The sequence below is a fragment of the Actinomyces timonensis DSM 23838 genome (genome assembly GCF_000295095.1).
In the GTDB taxonomy this organism is placed as follows: domain Bacteria; phylum Actinomycetota; class Actinomycetes; order Actinomycetales; family Actinomycetaceae; genus Actinomyces; species Actinomyces timonensis.
On sequence record NZ_JH806634.1, the window covers coordinates 69,042 to 85,102 of the forward strand.

Here is a 16,061-nt window from a genome sequence, read left to right on the forward strand (position 1 = left end):
CCCGCGCGCGACCGCCCGCAGCACCGGGCCCGGGCGCCCCGCTGAGGCTGGCGACGCCGCCCGACCCCGCCGCACTGAGCGATCCGAGCGCACTGGGCGCACTGACCGCGACGAGCGGCCCGGCGCCACCCCCGAGCGCGCCTCCACCCAGGCCGCCGCCGAACAGGCGCCCACCCCCATGGTCCTGCGCCTCGGCGGCCCCGAGGGGCCCGCCCTTCCCATCCGCCTGCTCGTGCTCGCGGCCGTGCTCATCCTCGCCCTCGTCGTCGTGCTGCCGACTCTCAACAACTACCTGTCGCAGCGCGCCCGATACGACGCAGTCACCCAGCAGATCGACGCCGCCAGGGCCACCGCCACCGCCCTCGAGCAGGAGGCGGCCCAATGGCAGGACGAGACCTATGTGCGCTCCCAGGCGCGCGAGCGCCTCTCCTACGTCATGCCGGGGGAGAAGAGCTACGTCGTCGTCGGGGCAGATGACGTGCAGGCGCAGGCCGACGCCGACGCCCAGGCCGCTGCCAAGGAGGAGACCCGCGCCCCCTGGTATGACGCGCTCACCGAGTCCGCCGCTGTCGCCGGTGGCGCCGCGACTCCCGCCGCCACCCCCTCCGCGACCCCGACCGCCTCCCCGGCGGCGCCCGCCACCCCCGAGGCCACCAAATGAGCGCTGACCAGACCCCGCCGAGCGCGCAGGACCAGCAGGCGACGACCCCCGCGATGAGTGGGACCGCCGCGCCCGATCCGCATCCGGAGGTCTCCCAGGCCGACCTCGACGCCCTGGCCGCCCAACTCGGGCGCGTGCCCCGCGGCGTCGTCTCCATCGCGGCCCGCTGCGTCTGCGGCCGCCCCACCGTCGTGCGCACGGCTCCCCGCCTGCCCGACGGGTCACCCTTCCCCACCAGCTACTACCTCACCCACCCCGCCGCCGTGCGCGGCTGCTCCACCCTCGAGGCCGAGCACCTCATGGAGGACTTCAACGCCCGACTCGGCCAGGACGAATCCCTCGCCGAGGCCTACCGGCGCGCCCACGAGCACTACCTCGCGGCCCGCGCCGAGCTCGGCTCCCCTCATGAGATCGAGGGCGTGAGCGCGGGAGGCATGCCCACCCGCGTCAAATGCCTCCACGCTCTCCTCGGGCACGCCCTGGCCGCGGGCCCGGGCATCAACCCGATCGGCGACCTCACCCTGGAGGCACTGCGCGAGCGCGGCCTGTGGGACGATCGCCGCTGCAGCTGCTGACACCGCCACCCCATTCGGAGGACCCATGGCGCCCACCCGCGTCGCCGCGATCGACTGCGGCACGAACACGATCCGCCTGCTCATCGCGGACGCCCACCCCGACCCCGACTCAGGGCCCACCGGCTGGCGCCTGAAGAAGGTCGCGCGGCGCTCAAAGATCGTGCGCCTCGGCCAGGGTGTGGACAAGACTGGGCGCCTCGATGACGAGGCGCTTCAGCGCACCCTGGAGGTCGTCGCCGACTACGCCGAGCGGATCCAGGCCATCGGGGCCGAGCGCGTGCGCTTCGTCGCCACCTCCGCCACCCGCGACGCGAGCAACCGGGACGTCTTCGTCGACGGCGTCCGCCAGCGCCTCGGCATCGAGCCCGAGGTCGTCTCCGGGGACGAGGAGGCCCGCCTGTCCTTCGCGGGCTCGCTCCTGGGCGCGCAGGGCCAGGGGCGGCGCCTCGTCGTCGACCTCGGCGGCGGCTCCACCGAGCTGGTCCTCGGCACGCGCGCGCCCGAGGCGGCGATCTCCCTGGACACCGGCTCCGTGCGCGTCACGGAGCGCTACCTCGCCGACGGCGTCACCCCCGACGCCGAGGCCGCCGCCCGGGCCCATGTGCGCGATCTCCTCGACCGCGCCGAGGGGGTCATGGACCTGGGCGCCACCGAGGAGCTCGTGGGCCTGGCGGGCACGATCACCACGATCACCGCCCACGCCCTCAGCCTGGCGGACTTCGAGCCCGACTCGATCCACGGCTCCCGCCTGCCGCTCGGCACCGTCCTGGCCTCCTGCGACGCGATCCTGCGCTCGACGGCGGCCGAGCGCGAGTCCTGGGACTACCTGCGCCCGGGGCGGCGCGACGTCATCGCCGCCGGAGCCCTCGTGTGGTCCGAGGTCATCGGCAGGGTCGCCGAGCGCACGGCTGAGGCCGGGCGCCCCCTGGGCTCCACGGTCACCTCTCTCACCGACATCCTCGACGGCATCGCGCTGTCCCTGGCAGACGGCGGGGCGCAGCACGATGGTTGACGCCGCAGCGGGCGCGGAGCCTGCCCCACTGCCCGGCTCCCCGCGCTGCCCGCGCCCCGCGAGGATCGGGACTGCCGAGCTCGGCGGGGAGGACGCGGTCATCGCCGTGGCGACGACCGCCGACGCCGTCGAGGGCTCGGGGGCCTCCGACGGCGCGCTCGCCCAGGCGCTCGCGGCGGCGGCTGCTGGCGCGGACCTCGTGGAGCTCCGACTCGACCTGCTCGCTCCGCCCGCGGAGGGGCCGGCCCCCACAGACTCCGCGGCTCCCGCTGCCCCTGCGGCGCTTGCCGCCTTCTGGCACGAGGCGATCCTCTCCCTCGCCGCCCACCTCGCCCCCACGGGCACGCCCCTACTCGCCACCGCGCGCTCCCAGCGCGAGGGCGGCGACGCGGCCCTGGGGCCCCGCGAGCACGCCGAGGCCCTCGGCGAGCTCATCGCCCTGCAGGCCGACTGCCGCGGTGAGCGCCCCATCGCCGACGCGCTCGACGTCGAGCTGTCCGCCGAGGCCCTGCCCGCCCTCGCGCGGCGGGCCCACGAGGCGGGGATCGCCGTCGTCGCCTCGAGCCACGACTTCACCGCCACCCCGCCGGAGGGGGAGATGCTGGCGCGGCTGGCCCGGATGGAGGCCGGCGGCGCCGACTGCGCGAAGATCGCCGTCATGCCGCGCTGCGAGGAGGACGTCGCCCGCGCGCTCGACGTCGCGGCGCGGGCACGGGCCTCGCTCAGCATCCCCGTGGCGGTCATCTCCATGGGGGAGCGGGGGCAGCGCAGCCGCCTGGAGGGCTGGCGCTACGGCTCCGCCCTCACCTTCGCCACCGTCAGCGCGGACCCCGCTGCCGCCTCCGCCCCCGGCCAGTCCACCATCGCCACCCTCCTCTCCCACCGAGACCGGGCGAACAGCACGGCGAAACCGGGCGGTTCTCCACAGGCCGGCTGATCCTCGACTCATCCGCGCTGGATGGGGAGACAAAGAGCCTCGCCGTGCCCCGCTACAGCTCGACGACGGTGATCAATTCTTCGAGCCCCCGGAGGTCCTCCGGATTGCGCGTCAGGAGTGGCATGTCCTCGGCGAGGGCGGTCGCGGCGATCATGAGGTCGGCGACCCGGCGACGGGGCTGTCTCCCTGCCGCGATGACAGCGCCAGCGATCACTCCGTAGGCCCGGGCGGCCTCCGCTCCGAACGGAATGGGATCGACAAGCGACTCGACGAGCTGGAGACGCGCCTGACGGCGCGCCCGTTCGAGTGGGTCGGGAGTGAATGCCGGGCCAGCGCTCAACTCGGCCAGGGTGACGGCGCTGATCGCGAGTTCCGCGGGCAACCGCGACTGATCGACGCGCGGGAGGTCGATGACGACGGAGGTGTCCAGGAGCGCGACGTCGAACTCAGGCACGGGGCTGGGGGTCCTGGTCAATGGACGTATCAAGATCCGCGATCAATCGCTCGCGATCGACGTCGGGAGCGCCTGCGAGCGCGGCGAGAAGGACCTCTCGCCGGACTGTCCGACTACGCCGCAGCGGCCGCAATTCGCCGACCGGGGCCTGGTTGCGAGTCACGATGAAGGTCTTGCCCCCCGACAGCTCGCGCATGATGGCACCGCTGTTGTTGCGCAGCTCGCGCTGACCGATGACCGCTGTCATGTCGACAGCGTAGCACTTGTTGCTACGTTGGCGGCATTGGGTGTGTTCAGGTCCGGGCGGCCGCTCGGCTGCCGCCTGGGGTGGCCCGGCTCACCGGCTCCCGCCTGGCCCGGGCGCGGCGCTGTGCCGTACTGTTGCCCCGATACCCCGGCGAGGGACACGCGCGAGCGCGTGCATCCGTGATCGACGTGGTGGCACCGGAGAGTGCTGCGCGTCGTCGCGCCACGCCGGACCACCGACGCGCGGGGCCCGCCCCGCCCCTCCCGAGGAGACCCAGATGTCCAACGCCATCACCCTCAAGGCCACCGCCCGCACCGGCTCCGGCAAGGGCGCTGCCCGCCAGGCCCGCCGCGACGGCAAGTGCCCCGCCGTCGTCTACGGCCACGGCTCCGAGCCGCGCCACATCCTCCTCGAGGAGCACGCCACCCGCCTCGCCCTGCGCGGCAACGAGAACGCCCTCATCAACATCGATCTGGAGGGCGAGGACCTGCTCGCCATCGTCAAGGACATCCAGCGCCACCCCATCCGTCCCGGCGTGCAGCACGTCGACTTCCTCCTGGTCAACCGCAACGAGCGCGTCGACATCGAGGTCCCGGTCAACGTCATCGGCACCTCCGCCCCCGGCACCATCCACATGATCGAGCTCGACCACGTCGAGGTCACGGTGCCGGCCATCGCCATCCCCGAGGCCATCGACGTCGACATCACCGGCGTCGAGGGCGGCACCATCATCACCGTGGCGGACCTGGCGCTGCCCAAGGACGTCGAGGCGATCTCCGGCGCCGAGCTCGCCGTCGTCAACGTGACGATCCCGACGACCCGCGACGCGGGCGAGCCCGCGGAGGTCGAGGCCACCGCCGAGGGCGAGGCCGCCCCGGCCGCCGAGTGACGCCGTCGCGAGGCTGATCCCTCATGAGCGACCCCTGGCTCATCGTCGGGCTGGGGAACCCCGAGGCCCGGTACGCCCACAACCGCCACAACGTCGGTCACATGGTGATCGACGCTCTGGCAGGGCGCGCCGGGTCTCGGCTCTCCCGCCACAAGTCCCGCGCCCGCGTCGCCGACGCGCGCCTGGGCGTCCTGCCCGGCGGCGCTCCCGGGCCGCGCGTCATCCTCGCCCGCCCGGACGCCTTCATGAACGTCTCCGGCGGCCCGGTCAAGGCCCTCGTGCGGTTCTACGGGATCGACCCCACCGCCCGTCTGCTCGTCATCCACGACGAGCTCGACATCGACCCCCACGAGCTGCGCCTCAAGCGCGGTGGCGGCGAGGGCGGGCACAACGGACTGCGCTCCATCTCCCAGGCGCTGAGGACGCGCGACTACGCCCGCCTGCGCGTGGGTATCGGCCGGCCGCCCGGCCGTCAGGACCCGGCCGACTTCGTGCTGTCCGACTTCCCGGCGCGCGAGCGCGCTGACTGGGCGGTCACCTGCGAGGAGGCGGCCGACGCCGTCGAGTCCGTGGCGCTCCTCGGATTCGACGCCGCGCAGCTCAGGCTCCACTCCGCCTGAGGGGGAGGGGCGGGGGAGAGGCGGGCCCAGCGACGCGGTCAGCGCCCCGAGCCCCACTCGCCCACCTGCCCCCTCAGGGCGCCATGAGCCCCGTCTCGTAGGCGACGACGACGGCCTGCACCCGGTCCCGCACGTCCAGTTTGGCCAGGACGTTGCCGACGTGGGTCTTGACGGTGGTCGCGGAGACGACGAGGTCGTCCGCGATCTCCTGGTTGCTCATGCCCTGGGCCATGAGGGTGAGGATCTCCCTCTCACGCGGGGTCAACGATGCCAGGCGCGGATCCTCGGAGTCGGGGGCGCTGAGCGCGTTGGGCAGGTTACCGGCGAACATCTCCAGCATCCGGCGCGTGATCCGCGGCGAGACCACCGCCTCCCCGCTGGCCACGGTGCGGATCGCCTCGGCGAGCTCGGTGGGCCGGGTGTCCTTGAGCAGGAAGCCCGAGGCCCCGGCGCGCAGGCCCGCGAAGGCGTACTCGTCGAGGTCGAAGGTGGTCAGGATGAGGACGCGCGTGTGGGGGCACCCGGCGGTGATCCGCGCGGTGGCCTCGATGCCGTCCATGCCGGGCATGCGCACATCCATGAGGATGACGTCCGGCTTGAGCGCCCGGGCCTGGGCGACGGCGGCCGTGCCATCAGAGGCCTCGCCGACGACCTCGATGCCGTCCTCGGCGTCGAGGACCATGCGGAAACCCATGCGCATGAGCGACTGGTCGTCGGCCAGGATCACGCGCACCGGGGCGCCGGAGCCCTCTGGGGACGCCGTTGACACCACCGGCCCCCCGATCGTCGCGGCCTTGGCTTGACTGGCCGCATCGGCGCCAGTCACATGGGCATCTGCCATGGCGCTGATCCCTCCTGATCCTCCTCGTCCCATCGCAGAACGGTGCGCACGCGCCACCCGCCGGCATGGGGCCCCGCTTGGACAGATCCACCATAGACCGCGGCGCGCTCCTTCATACCGATCAGTCCCTTCCCCGAGCCATGCATGGGCGAGGCGCCGGGGGCGGCGTCGTTCTCAACCGTGAGGATCACCGTTCCGATATGCCTCTCGACGTCGACGCTCACCCTCGCGGTGGTCGGCGCGTAGCGCAGTACGTTGGTGAGGGCCTCCTGGGCGATCCGGAAAACGGTCATCTGCAGACCGCGGTCCTCCGGCAGGTCGCGGCCGCGCCAGTTGTAGGTGATGGGCACACCTGCGGCGGCGAAGCGGTCGACGAGGATCTGGAGGTCCGACTGCTCGGGGGCCGGCCTCATCGGGGCGCTGTCGGTGGAGCCGCTGTCCGTCTGCGCGGTGGCGGTCTGGCGCAGGTCGGCGACGGCAGCCGTGGGCTGGTGCGACGTGACCGCGCCAGGGGGAGCGAACTCGGGGACTGGGAGATCCTTGATATGACGGCCCTGGGCGTCGGTCAGCGGACCGTCGGAGTGGGAGACGGAGGAGATGGTGAGAGTGCTGACCTGAGGATCCTCGCGCAGCACGCCCACGAGGCGCCGGGTATCGGCAAGAGCGCTGCGGCCGGTCTCGGCCAGGGCGGTCAGCGCCTGACGGGCGGTCTCGGGTCTGTGGTCGAGGGCGGCAGAAGCGCCGTCCGCCATGGTCACCATAACGGCCAAGGAGTGGGCGACGATGTCGTGCATCTCCCGCGCGATGCGGGAGCGCTCCGCGGAAACGGCCAGGAGGCTCGCCTGCTCGTGCTCCAGGGCGAGTCTCCTGGCGTTCTCGATCTCCTGGGTGAGGCGGGTGCGCTGCGCGCGGATAGTGAGCCCCACCGTGATGCCCACGAGACTGAGAATGGTGTAGGGGAACAGCGCGGTGATGAATACGGGGACGATCTGCTTATCCGCGTCGGGGACGTAGGACTCCATCCATGCCTCGAGCAGGGAGAGGCTCAGCACGGTGGTCGGCGCGGCTGTCCACGTCAGGCTCAGCGGCTCTCTGGCGGCGAGAGTGCCCAGGATGATCGGGACCGCGGCCAGCGAGAATGGCTGGAGGAGGAAAGGCCCGGCCTCATTCATTGGGTAATCGGCCCACCACATGCGTATGAGGGGGTAATGGGCGGCGGGGACGAAGGTGACGAGCAGCCACGCGGCCAAGGGGCGCTTGCGGCGCAGGAAGAGCCCCAGGCAGATGAGGATCGCTGCCACGAGCGACATGGGCAGCCAGGGCGGGATTGCTTTCGGAACGAGGGCGAGGACGATGCCGCATACGATCAAGCCGAACGCGCCGACTGCCAGGGCGAGGCACAGGTCGAACGAGGTGTGGCGTGATAACCGGAGGCGGCTCAGAGGACCGCCGTGGTCGGGGGCATCGTCGGAGGGGACGGCGGAGCCCGCCGCGGCCCCGGGGAGGGCTGCGACGGGCTCGCTGCTGCGCGCTGTGCTCATGAGGAGATCATCAGGCATCACGTCGGGAGAAGACCACATAGGCGATCGCCATCGGGATGACGAACCAGGCGCAGGCAACGACGACGCCCTGCCAGTGCTGGAGGAATGAGGCTGCCTCCAGCGATCCCCACGAGGTTCCCCGGGAGAACGGGTCGGTGATGGCCACGACGGCTTGGAGCGGCATGAAAGCCATGAGCTTGCCCGCCCAGTCCCACTGCGTGGCCATGATGCTGAGGGGGATCGTGACGACGAAGAGCAGGACGACGACCAAGGAGATGGCCCCCGCAGTGGATCGGAAGATGAATCCCAGCGCCATGCTCAAGAGCGCGATGGCGACGAAGCCGAGGCCTGCGCCCCAGATGTATCCCGCGTACTCGCCGTCGGTCAGTGAGACCGCGTGGTCCCCCATGAACGGGGCGGAAAACGCCCAGGCGAGGAAGACGGACAGCGATCCGAGGAGGAAGGAGAAGAGCGCCATGATCACGGCCTTGGCCGCGAAAACACGGGATCGGTGGGGGGTCGCTGCGAGGGTGGAGCGGATCTGGCCCGAGCTGAACTCCCCAGTGATGATGAGGGCGGCGAGCACCGCGATGGCGATCTGCCCGAAGGATGTTCCCTGGACGATGGCGTCCGCTGCCTGGGCGGAGTATTCCGACGACCTGCTCTCGGCGATGGCTATGCCCGCTCCGAAGAGGACAGTGATGGCCATGGCGATGGCGGAGGTGATCCAGGTGGAGCGCAGCGAGCGGAGCTTGATCCATTCTGAGCGCAGCGCGCGGCCGAAGGTCTGCTTGCCGTTGATGCGGGGAGCGCGGGAGGCGCGGGGCGCCGCGCCGGGGGCTGTCATGGCGGTCATGGGATTCTCCTCAGAATGTGGGGCGGCTCAGGCGCGGTGGGATGAGTGCTGCTGGGGCGCGGGCTGGGCGCCTCGGCCGTTCTGGCCGGCGGGGCCGGTCGAGTACTCGACGGCGCCCCCGGTGAGCTCGAGGTAGGCGTCCTCGAGGCTGGCCTTCATGGTGGTCAGCTCGTGCAGGGCGATGCCATGGGCTGCGGCGAGCTCCCCGACGAGGGAGGCGGGGGCGGCGGTGAGCGTCAGGACGCCGGGCTCGGGGCTCTCGACGGCGATGTTCTGGCTGGCCAGCAGGCCGGCGAGGTCGGTGGCCCGGGGCGAGGCGACGCGCACGGTGTCGCTGGTCGCGGAGGTGATGACCTCCTTGAGCGGTCCGGCGGTGATGATGCGGCCGCGGCCGATGACGATCAGGTGGTCGGCGGTCTGGGACATCTCGCTCATGAGGTGGGAGGAGATGAAGACGGTGCGTCCCTCCGCGGCCAGGGCTCGGCATGTCTCGCGCACCCAGATGACGCCCTCGGGGTCGAGGCCGTTGACGGGCTCGTCGAAGAGGAGGATGTCGGGGTCGCCCAGGAGGGCAGCGGCCATGCCCAGCCGCTGGCCCATCCCGAGGCTGAACCCCTTGACCCGCTTCTTGGCCACCTGGGTCAGGCCCGTGATCTCCAGGACCTTGTCCACGCGGCTGACGGGGATGCCGTTGGAGACGGCCAGCTGCGTGAGGTGGGCGCGGGCCGAGCGCGAGCCGTGCAGGCCCTTGGCGTCCAGGAGGGCGCCAACAGAGCACAGGGGAGCGCTCAAGTCCTTGTACTTCTTGCCGGCGACGGTCACGGTGCCGGCGGTGGGCTTGTCCAGTCCCATGATCATGCGCATGGTGGTGGACTTGCCCGCGCCGTTGGGGCCAAGGAATCCGGTGACGGTGCCGGGCTCGACGGTGAAGGAGATGTTGTCCACGGCGAGCTTGTCGCCGTAGCGCTTCGTCAATCCACGCGCTTCGATCATGGTCCTGGCTCCTAAGGGGTGAGGGGGCTGCTGCTGTCCCGCGCGGGCCAGTGCCAGCCGGAGAGGAATCTGTGGACGCCATCGGGGCCAGAGAGGTGACGGTGCTGGCCCCGACGGAGTGATACCAGGCTAGTGAGCGCCCCTCGCGGATCCATCGGCGCCCGGGATGATCCTGCGAGCGCGCGGGACTAGGACTCGCGATGGAGGGCCTCCTCCTCAAGGAGGATGGGACTGGACGGCGCTGGGACGGTGGGGAGCCCGACCGGCGAGGTCGACTGCGCAGGGGAATGTGCGGCAGGATTGAGGCGTTGAGATAGCGGGCCCGAGTCGGGCCGCGCCGTCGGCAGTCCCCGTCCAGAGAGGACACACCTTGAGCAACCCCTTCTTCGATCGAAACCCCGCCTTCAACGGCCAGTCGCGCACGGCCGTCGCGCCTGCCACCACCCCTGCTGGCTACCCCGCTATGCCCGGGTACCAGCCCGGCCAGTACGGGCAGCCACAGCAGTACTCGGGCTACGGCGCCCCGCAGCAGTACGGCCAGCCCGTGGCGCAGCAGTACCCGGGCTACGGCGCCCCCCAGCAGGCGGGCTACGGCCAGGTGACACCGGCCCAGCTGGGCCAGATGGAGGCCCAGTACGGGGCCCCGGCCGCCACCAACGTGGACCGCGGCCGCATGACCTATGACGACGTCATCATGCGCACGGCCGCGATGTTCGCGGTCATCCTCGCCGTCGGCGCCGTCTCCTGGGTCATGGCGACCTCCTCCTCCACCGCCCCCATCGGCTTCCTCCTCATGATCGGCGGGGCGATCGGCGCCCTCGTCCTCGGGCTGGTCAACTCCTTCAAGAAGGTGCCCTCGCCCGCGCTCATCCTGGCCTACTCGGCCTGCGAGGGCGCCATGCTCGGCGCCTTCTCCGGCGTCATGGAGGCGCGGTTCCCCGGCATCGTCATCCAGGCCGTCCTGGCCTCCGTGGCGGTGTTCGCCGTCATGCTCGGCGCCTACAAGATCGGCGGCTTCCGCGTGTCGGGCAAGGCGCAGCGGATCCTCCTGCTCGCCATGGGCGGCTACTTCGTGTTCTGCCTGCTCAACTTCGGCGTCATGCTGTTCTCCAATGCTGGCGGCCCCTTCGGCCTGCGCTCCATGGAGATCGCTGGCATCCCGATCGGCATCATCATCGGCCTGCTCGCCGTCGTCATGGCGGCCTTCAGCCTGGCGATGGACTTCGAGTCCATCCAGCACGGCGTCGAGGCCGGCCTGCCCACCCGCTACGCCTGGGCCGGCGCCTTCGGGCTCGTCGTCACCCTCGTGTGGCTGTACGTCGAGATCCTGCGGATCCTCGCGATCTTCTACGACGACTGATCCTGCCAGCGTCGCTCGCCCCTCATGGGGGCGCGGGGCCGGCCGGGCGAGCGCCTGGCCGGCCCCGTTCTCTGCGCTACCAGCCTCTGCGCTACCAGCGCAGCGGTGACGCTCCTCCTCCGCGGGTCGTGGGCCGTCGCGTAGGCTGGCGACCATGATCAACACGAACATGCCCACTGTTGAGGGTGCCAAGGGCACCAAACCGGTTCTCACCTTCCCCGGCCCGGACGCCCCCGAGGGCCTGCAGGTCCAGGTGCTCGACGCCGGCGACGGCCAGGTCGTCGAGGCCGGCGACACGATCGTCGCCCACTACCTGGGCCAGTCCTGGAACGGCGACGTCTTCGACAACTCCTACGACCGCGGCCAGCCGCTGAGCTTCCAGATCGGCGTCGGCATGGTCATCCGCGGCTGGGACGACGGCCTGGTCGGCCAGAAGGTCGGCTCGCGCGTCCTGCTGTCCATCCCCTCCGAGCTCGGCTACGGCGACCGCGGCGTCCCGCAGGCCGGCATCAAGGGCGGCGCCACTCTCGTCTTCGTCACGGAGATCCTCGGCGTCATGTGAGCCGCGCCCCCCTCCGCCGAGACCGGGCGAACAGCACGGCGAAACCGGGCGAAATCAGGAACGAGACCGGTTCGCGTCGGCAGGAGAGCCACAGCATCAGGGCATCTGGGATGCGCGCGAACGTCCCAGATGCCCTGATTCGTTGTCCGGCGGTGTGGGAGGGGGCTGGAGGGCGTCGCGCTGGTTGCGCCGAGCACCCGTGGTTGCCGTTAGCACCGGTGGTTGCCTCCAGCACCTTCGGTTGCGGTGAGAACGCACCCCAGGGTGCTGGGCGCAACCACCGGGGGAGAATGTCGCCGTCGGTGCTGGGCGCAACCACCGGTGCGGGAGGCACCCGGCGCCGCTGCGGCGACGCCGTCGGCCAGCGAGCCCAGACCTCAACCCTCGCGCTCGAAGGCGCGGATCTCCTCGACCTTCGGGCCGTAGAAGCCCGACGGGTCGTGGCGCGCGTCCAGCCACACGTCCACCAGCGCCCACGCCGCGGGGGCCGCGATGACGTTCTGCCCCATGCACAGGATCTGGGCGTCGTAGTTCTCCACCGCGCCGCGCGCCGTCAGCAGGTCGTGCGCCGTGGCGGCCCTCGCGCCCGCCACCTTGTTCGCGGCGATCGCGGTGCCCACACCGGTCCCGCAGATGAGGATCGCGCGGTCCGCACGCCCCTCGACGACCTCGCGGGCCGCGGCGAAGGAAACCTGCGGGTAGGTGATCTCCGGGGCGGAGAGGTCGACGACGGCGTCCACCCTCCCATCAGCCTCCAGGCGCTCCTTGAGCGCGTCCTTGAGAATGGTCCCGTTCCCCGGGGCTCCGACGACGATGCGCATGACTGGTCCTCCTTGTCCGGCAGCTCTGGGCGCGAGCGGCGGCGACGATCCTCCCACAGGAGCGCCCTTCCGGCGGGGCACAGGTGCTTCATGATCCAATGGGGCATGGACCTGCTGCACCCGCCCAAAGCGCGCCCCGGAGACCGGATCGCTGTCCTCTCCCCGTCCTTGGCGGCGCCGGGATTCGCCCCGGAGGTCCACGAGCAGGCCATGGAGCGCCTGACTGAGCTGACCGGCCTGGTGCCCGTCGAGTACCCGACCACCCGCCAACTGGGCGCCTCGCCCGCTGAGCGCGCCCGCGACCTCAACGCCGCTTTCGCCGACCCGAGCATCCGGGCCGTCCTGGCCACCATCGGCGGGGAGGACCAGATCACCGTCATCCGCCACCTCGACGCCAAGGCGGCGCGCCGCGACCCCAAGCCCTTCCTCGGCTACTCCGACAACACGAACCTGCACCAGTGGCTGTGGGACAACGGCATTGCCAGCTTCTACGGCGGCTCCTCCCAGGTCCACCTGGGACCCGGCTCACGGGTCGATCCCATCCACTTGGCCTCCCTGCGCGCAGCGCTCCTGACTGGCGAGACCCTTGAGATCACAGAGCCGGGGGAGTCGGAGGACTACGGCGTCGACTGGCTGGACCCGCGAGCGCTGAGAGAGAACGGCGAGCGGGAGGCCACCGGCCCCTGGGCCTGGGCGGGCCCGCAGCGCGCTGTCACCGGCCCGACCTGGGGCGGCTGCTTGGAAGTCCTCCAAGCTGTGCTCGCCGCCGGCCGCTTCCCGGCGGATCCCCACGTCCTGGACGGCGCAGTCATGCTGCTGGAGACCTCCGAGCTGCTTCCCTCGGCGAGCGAGGTCAGGATGATGCTGCGCGCGCTGGGGGAGAGGGGCCTGCTCGCTGCCGCCCGCGCCGTCGTCGTCGCCAGACCGCCCGTCTCCTCGCCAGGGGAGCGCCCTGACGCCGCCACCCGGGAGCGCCGCCGAACCGAGCAGAGGGACGCGGTCATCGAGATGGTGGGCGCCTACAACCCGGGGGCGGTCGTGTGCGTCGGTGTGCCTTTCGGGCACACGCGGCCCCAGTGGATCCTGCCGCACGGCGGGACCATGACGGTCGACGCCGCCGCCCGTCGTATCCGCGCCGACTACGCCTGAGGGCGGCGGGCGAAGCCGGGCCCGGCCCCGCCCGCCGCCTCGATCCCCGCGATCCCCCACCCTTCCGGAGAGTGACCGCCCGCGCTGAGACGACACCGTGCCCGCTAACCTGGGGGCGATCTCATCGCCGTCAGCCCTGCTGATCCGAGAACAGGAGCCCTCATGCCCGTCTACCGCAGCGCCACCTCCACCTCCGGCCGCAATATGGCCGGCGCCCGCGCCCTGTGGCGGGCCACCGGCGTCAAGGACTCCGACTTCGGCAAGCCCATCATCGCCATCGCCAACTCCTTCACCGAGTTCGTCCCCGGGCACGTGGGCCTGCGCGACGTCGGCCGCCGCGTCGCCCGCCAGATCGAGGCCGCGGGCGGCATCGCCAAGGAGTTCAACACGATCGCCGTCGACGACGGCATCGCCATGGGCCACGACGGCATGCTCTACTCCCTGCCCAGCCGCGACCTCATCGCCGACTCGGTGGAGTACATGGTGGGCGCCCACTGCGCCGACGCCCTCGTGTGCATCTCCAACTGCGACAAGATCACCCCCGGCATGCTCATGGCCTCTTTGCGCCTCAACATCCCCACGATCTTCGTCTCCGGCGGCCCCATGGAGTCCGGCAAGATGACGGCTGCGGACGGCACCACCCGCAAGCTCGACCTCATCGACGCCATGATGGACGCCGCCGACCCCACCGTGTCCGACGAGACGATCTCCGCCATCGAGCGCCTGGCCTGCCCCACCTGCGGCTCCTGCTCGGGCATGTTCACCGCCAACTCCATGAACTGCCTCACCGAGGCCCTGGGCCTGGCCCTGCCCATGAACGGCACGCTGCTGGCCACGCACTCCGATCGCGGCGAGCTCTTCGACGCCGTCGGCCGCCAGATCGTGGAGATCACCCGCGCCTACTACGAGGACGACGACGCCTCCGTCCTCCCGCGCTCCATCGCCACCAAGGCGGCCTTCGAGAACGCCATGAGCCTGGACATCGCCATGGGCGGCTCCACGAACACCGTCCTGCACCTGCTGGCCGCCGCCCGGGAGGCGGAGGTCGACTTCCACATGGCCGACATCGACCGCCTCTCCCGCAAGGTCCCGCACCTGTGCAAGGTCGCGCCGTCGACGAGCGTCTACCACATCGAGGACGTCCACCGCGCCGGCGGCATCATGGGCATCCTCGGCGAGCTGGGCCGCGCCGGCCTGCTGGACACCTCCACGCGCACGGTCCTCCGCGGCACCCTCGACGACGAGCTCGCCGCCTTCGACCTGGCCCGCCCCGGCGACGACGGCGCGCCCGGCTCCGGCGTCAGCGAGGCGGACCGACTGCGCTACCTCGCGGCGCCCGCGGGCGTGCGCACCACAGAGATGTTCTCCCAGGCCTCGCGCTGGGAGGCCCACGACGTCGACCGCGCATCCGGCTGCATCCGCGACCTGGAGCACGCCTACTCGCGCGACGGCGGCCTGGCGGTCCTCTTCGGCAACGTGGCGGCCAAGGGCTGCATCGTCAAGACCGCGGGCGTGGACGCCTCCATCCTCACCTTCTCCGGGCCGGCCGTGGTCTTCGAGTCCCAGGACGCGGCGGTCGAGGGGATCCTCGGTGGGAGGGTGAAGGCCGGCGACGTCGTCATCATCAGCCACGAGGGCCCGCGCGGCGGCCCCGGCATGCAGGAGATGCTCTACCCGACGACGTACATCAAGTCCATGCACCTGGGCAAGGAGTGCGCGCTGCTCACCGACGGCCGCTTCTCCGGCGGCACCTCGGGGCTGAGCATCGGGCACGTCTCCCCGGAGGCGGCGGCGGGCGGGCTCATCGGGCTCGTTCGCACGGGGGACATCATCGACATCGACATCCCGGCCCGCTCGATCTCCGTGCGCCTGTCCGACGACGAGATCGCCTCCCGCCGCGCCGCAGAGGAGGCCCGGGGCAGCGAGGCCTGGACACCGCACGAGGAGCGCCAGCGCCACGTGAGCGCCGCCCTGCGCGCCTACGCCATGCTTGCCACCAGCGCCGACCTCGGCGCCGTCCGGGACCTGTCCAGACTCGGCATGTGAGGCGCGGGCGGGGCAGCGCGCCTGTCAGGGCGCCGGACCCGCTGTTCCTCACGTGGACACTCCAGCCGCGTGTGGGCCACAATGGTGGGGACCCACCCGGATGCATCCCCGGATGGGTCCCCGAGGCCGGTGACTCATGTGAACCATCGACCGAGGGCATCCACAAGGACACCGACGGCCCGGACCAGGCGAGCGATACTGCTAATGACGTCGCTCACCTGCCGGGCCGTTTCCTTGTCCTTGCGGACTTTGGCGTGCCGGCCTTTCGGACGGTTCACGGCCCTCACCTCCTCCCTGGCTCCCTCCTTCCCCGGCAAGGACACGGAAGTGTTCCGGGAGGAGGTGCCGGAAAAAGGCGTTCCAATTCAGGGCGGCGCACCGACATGGAATTGCGGGCGTATGGGGCGCTTTGTGCTGGGCGGACGGTGGGTTTTCGTGGCGATGGCGCCGTGCCGCACCGCTGTGCGGGACTGGCCTCGTTTGCGGACGCGCCCGGG

Annotated in this window: 17 protein-coding genes; 10 read left to right on the forward strand and 7 right to left on the reverse strand. The window is 71.6% G+C overall.

The annotated features are described in order from the left end of the window. The 4 genes from A1QA_RS14450 to A1QA_RS14455 form a co-directional block, all read left to right on the forward strand. Nucleotides 1–661 (forward strand): FtsB family cell division protein (locus tag A1QA_RS14450; RefSeq protein WP_017178870.1); only part of this gene is annotated, 661 nt, incomplete at its 5' end. Nucleotides 662–714: 53 nt separating this feature from the next. After that, nucleotides 715–1,236 carry a DUF501 domain-containing protein gene (locus A1QA_RS0110560; RefSeq protein WP_026048870.1) on the forward strand — a complete coding sequence of 174 codons (522 nt, stop codon included), beginning with the start codon at nt 715–717 and terminating at the stop codon, nt 1,234–1,236. Nucleotides 1,237–1,261: 25 nt separating this feature from the next. After that, a complete protein-coding gene (locus A1QA_RS0110565) occupies nt 1,262–2,248 on the forward strand; it encodes a Ppx/GppA phosphatase family protein (RefSeq protein WP_017178872.1) in 987 nt (328 codons plus the stop codon). Then, nucleotides 2,241–3,185: a type I 3-dehydroquinate dehydratase gene (locus A1QA_RS14455; protein ID WP_017178873.1), complete on the forward strand. Its 945-nt coding sequence runs from the start codon at nt 2,241–2,243 to the stop codon at nt 3,183–3,185. Before A1QA_RS0110565 ends, A1QA_RS14455 begins: the two co-directional genes overlap by 8 nt. 52 nt (nt 3,186–3,237) lie before the next feature. Here A1QA_RS14455 and A1QA_RS0110575 read toward each other — a convergent pair whose 3' ends face one another. Further along, on the reverse strand, nt 3,238–3,639 hold the full coding sequence (locus A1QA_RS0110575) for a type II toxin-antitoxin system VapC family toxin (RefSeq protein WP_017178874.1): 402 nt from the start codon (nt 3,637–3,639) through the stop codon (nt 3,238–3,240). Beyond that, nucleotides 3,632–3,886 carry a type II toxin-antitoxin system Phd/YefM family antitoxin gene (locus tag A1QA_RS0110580; RefSeq protein WP_017178875.1) on the reverse strand — a complete coding sequence of 85 codons (255 nt, stop codon included), beginning with the start codon at nt 3,884–3,886 and terminating at the stop codon, nt 3,632–3,634. The genes A1QA_RS0110575 and A1QA_RS0110580 overlap by 8 nt, the downstream gene beginning before the upstream one ends. A gap of 277 nt (nt 3,887–4,163) precedes the next feature. Here A1QA_RS0110580 and A1QA_RS0110585 point away from each other — a divergent pair, with 277 nt between their 5' ends. Together A1QA_RS0110585 and pth are read left to right on the forward strand one after the other, a co-directional pair. Next, nucleotides 4,164–4,775, forward strand: coding sequence for a 50S ribosomal protein L25/general stress protein Ctc (locus A1QA_RS0110585; protein WP_017178876.1), 612 nt, complete (start codon nt 4,164–4,166; stop codon nt 4,773–4,775). 23 nt (nt 4,776–4,798) lie between these two features. Then, nucleotides 4,799–5,395: an aminoacyl-tRNA hydrolase gene (gene pth, locus A1QA_RS0110590; RefSeq protein WP_017178877.1), complete on the forward strand. Its 597-nt coding sequence runs from the start codon at nt 4,799–4,801 to the stop codon at nt 5,393–5,395. Between the two features lie 73 nt (nt 5,396–5,468). Here pth and A1QA_RS0110595 read toward each other — a convergent pair whose 3' ends face one another. Genes A1QA_RS0110595 through A1QA_RS0110610 form a run of 4 tightly spaced genes read right to left on the reverse strand, consistent with a single transcriptional unit; the run spans nt 5,469 to nt 9,626 of the window. Then, complete coding sequence (locus tag A1QA_RS0110595; protein ID WP_082181222.1) at nt 5,469–6,236, reverse strand: response regulator; 768 nt, start codon at nt 6,234–6,236, stop codon at nt 5,469–5,471. After that, the gene (locus tag A1QA_RS0110600; protein WP_017178879.1) at nt 6,218–7,777 is read right to left on the reverse strand and encodes a sensor histidine kinase; all 1,560 of its coding nucleotides are present in this window, start codon (nt 7,775–7,777) and stop codon (nt 6,218–6,220) included. The genes A1QA_RS0110595 and A1QA_RS0110600 overlap by 19 nt, the downstream gene beginning before the upstream one ends. A gap of 10 nt (nt 7,778–7,787) precedes the next feature. Then, the gene (locus A1QA_RS0110605; protein WP_017178880.1) at nt 7,788–8,633 is read right to left on the reverse strand and encodes an ABC transporter permease subunit; all 846 of its coding nucleotides are present in this window, start codon (nt 8,631–8,633) and stop codon (nt 7,788–7,790) included. A gap of 27 nt (nt 8,634–8,660) precedes the next feature. After that, a complete protein-coding gene (locus tag A1QA_RS0110610) occupies nt 8,661–9,626 on the reverse strand; it encodes an ABC transporter ATP-binding protein (RefSeq protein WP_017178881.1) in 966 nt (321 codons plus the stop codon). Between the two features lie 370 nt (nt 9,627–9,996). On the opposite strand from A1QA_RS0110610, the gene A1QA_RS0110615 reads away from it, so the two are divergent. Then, nucleotides 9,997–10,986 (forward strand): Bax inhibitor-1/YccA family protein, encoded by a 990-nt coding sequence (locus A1QA_RS0110615; RefSeq protein WP_017178882.1) that lies wholly within the window; start codon nt 9,997–9,999, stop codon nt 10,984–10,986. Between the two features lie 154 nt (nt 10,987–11,140). Next, nucleotides 11,141–11,548 (forward strand): FKBP-type peptidyl-prolyl cis-trans isomerase, encoded by a 408-nt coding sequence (locus A1QA_RS0110620; protein ID WP_017178883.1) that lies wholly within the window; start codon nt 11,141–11,143, stop codon nt 11,546–11,548. Between the two features lie 377 nt (nt 11,549–11,925). Here A1QA_RS0110620 and A1QA_RS0110625 read toward each other — a convergent pair whose 3' ends face one another. Continuing rightward, nucleotides 11,926–12,369: an RpiB/LacA/LacB family sugar-phosphate isomerase gene (locus tag A1QA_RS0110625; RefSeq protein ID WP_017178884.1), complete on the reverse strand. Its 444-nt coding sequence runs from the start codon at nt 12,367–12,369 to the stop codon at nt 11,926–11,928. A gap of 90 nt (nt 12,370–12,459) precedes the next feature. Between A1QA_RS0110625 and A1QA_RS0110630 the strand changes: the two genes are divergently transcribed. Further along, complete coding sequence (locus tag A1QA_RS0110630; RefSeq protein ID WP_017178885.1) at nt 12,460–13,518, forward strand: S66 family peptidase; 1,059 nt, start codon at nt 12,460–12,462, stop codon at nt 13,516–13,518. A gap of 162 nt (nt 13,519–13,680) precedes the next feature. After that, nucleotides 13,681–15,564 carry a dihydroxy-acid dehydratase gene (gene ilvD / locus A1QA_RS0110635; protein WP_017178886.1) on the forward strand — a complete coding sequence of 628 codons (1,884 nt, stop codon included), beginning with the start codon at nt 13,681–13,683 and terminating at the stop codon, nt 15,562–15,564. The last annotated feature ends 497 nt before the right edge of the window (nt 15,565–16,061 follow it).

Coding starts and splice junctions, on each gene's coding strand:
- A1QA_RS0110560 (WP_026048870.1), top strand. CDS start 715: ATGAGTGGGACCGCCGCGCCCGATCCGCATCCGGAGGTCTCCCAGGCC.
- A1QA_RS0110565 (WP_017178872.1), top strand. CDS start 1,262: ATGGCGCCCACCCGCGTCGCCGCGATCGACTGCGGCACGAACACGATC.
- A1QA_RS14455 (WP_017178873.1), top strand. CDS start 2,241: ATGGTTGACGCCGCAGCGGGCGCGGAGCCTGCCCCACTGCCCGGCTCC.
- A1QA_RS0110580 (WP_017178875.1), bottom strand. CDS start 3,886: ATGACAGCGGTCATCGGTCAGCGCGAGCTGCGCAACAACAGCGGTGCC.
- A1QA_RS0110585 (WP_017178876.1), top strand. CDS start 4,164: ATGTCCAACGCCATCACCCTCAAGGCCACCGCCCGCACCGGCTCCGGC.
- pth (WP_017178877.1), top strand. CDS start 4,799: ATGAGCGACCCCTGGCTCATCGTCGGGCTGGGGAACCCCGAGGCCCGG.
- A1QA_RS0110595 (WP_082181222.1), bottom strand. CDS start 6,236: ATGGCAGATGCCCATGTGACTGGCGCCGATGCGGCCAGTCAAGCCAAG.
- A1QA_RS0110600 (WP_017178879.1), bottom strand. CDS start 7,777: ATGAGCACAGCGCGCAGCAGCGAGCCCGTCGCAGCCCTCCCCGGGGCC.
- A1QA_RS0110605 (WP_017178880.1), bottom strand. CDS start 8,633: ATGACCGCCATGACAGCCCCCGGCGCGGCGCCCCGCGCCTCCCGCGCT.
- A1QA_RS0110610 (WP_017178881.1), bottom strand. CDS start 9,626: ATGATCGAAGCGCGTGGATTGACGAAGCGCTACGGCGACAAGCTCGCC.
- A1QA_RS0110620 (WP_017178883.1), top strand. CDS start 11,141: ATGATCAACACGAACATGCCCACTGTTGAGGGTGCCAAGGGCACCAAA.
- A1QA_RS0110625 (WP_017178884.1), bottom strand. CDS start 12,369: ATGCGCATCGTCGTCGGAGCCCCGGGGAACGGGACCATTCTCAAGGAC.
- A1QA_RS0110630 (WP_017178885.1), top strand. CDS start 12,460: ATGATCCAATGGGGCATGGACCTGCTGCACCCGCCCAAAGCGCGCCCC.
- ilvD (WP_017178886.1), top strand. CDS start 13,681: ATGCCCGTCTACCGCAGCGCCACCTCCACCTCCGGCCGCAATATGGCC.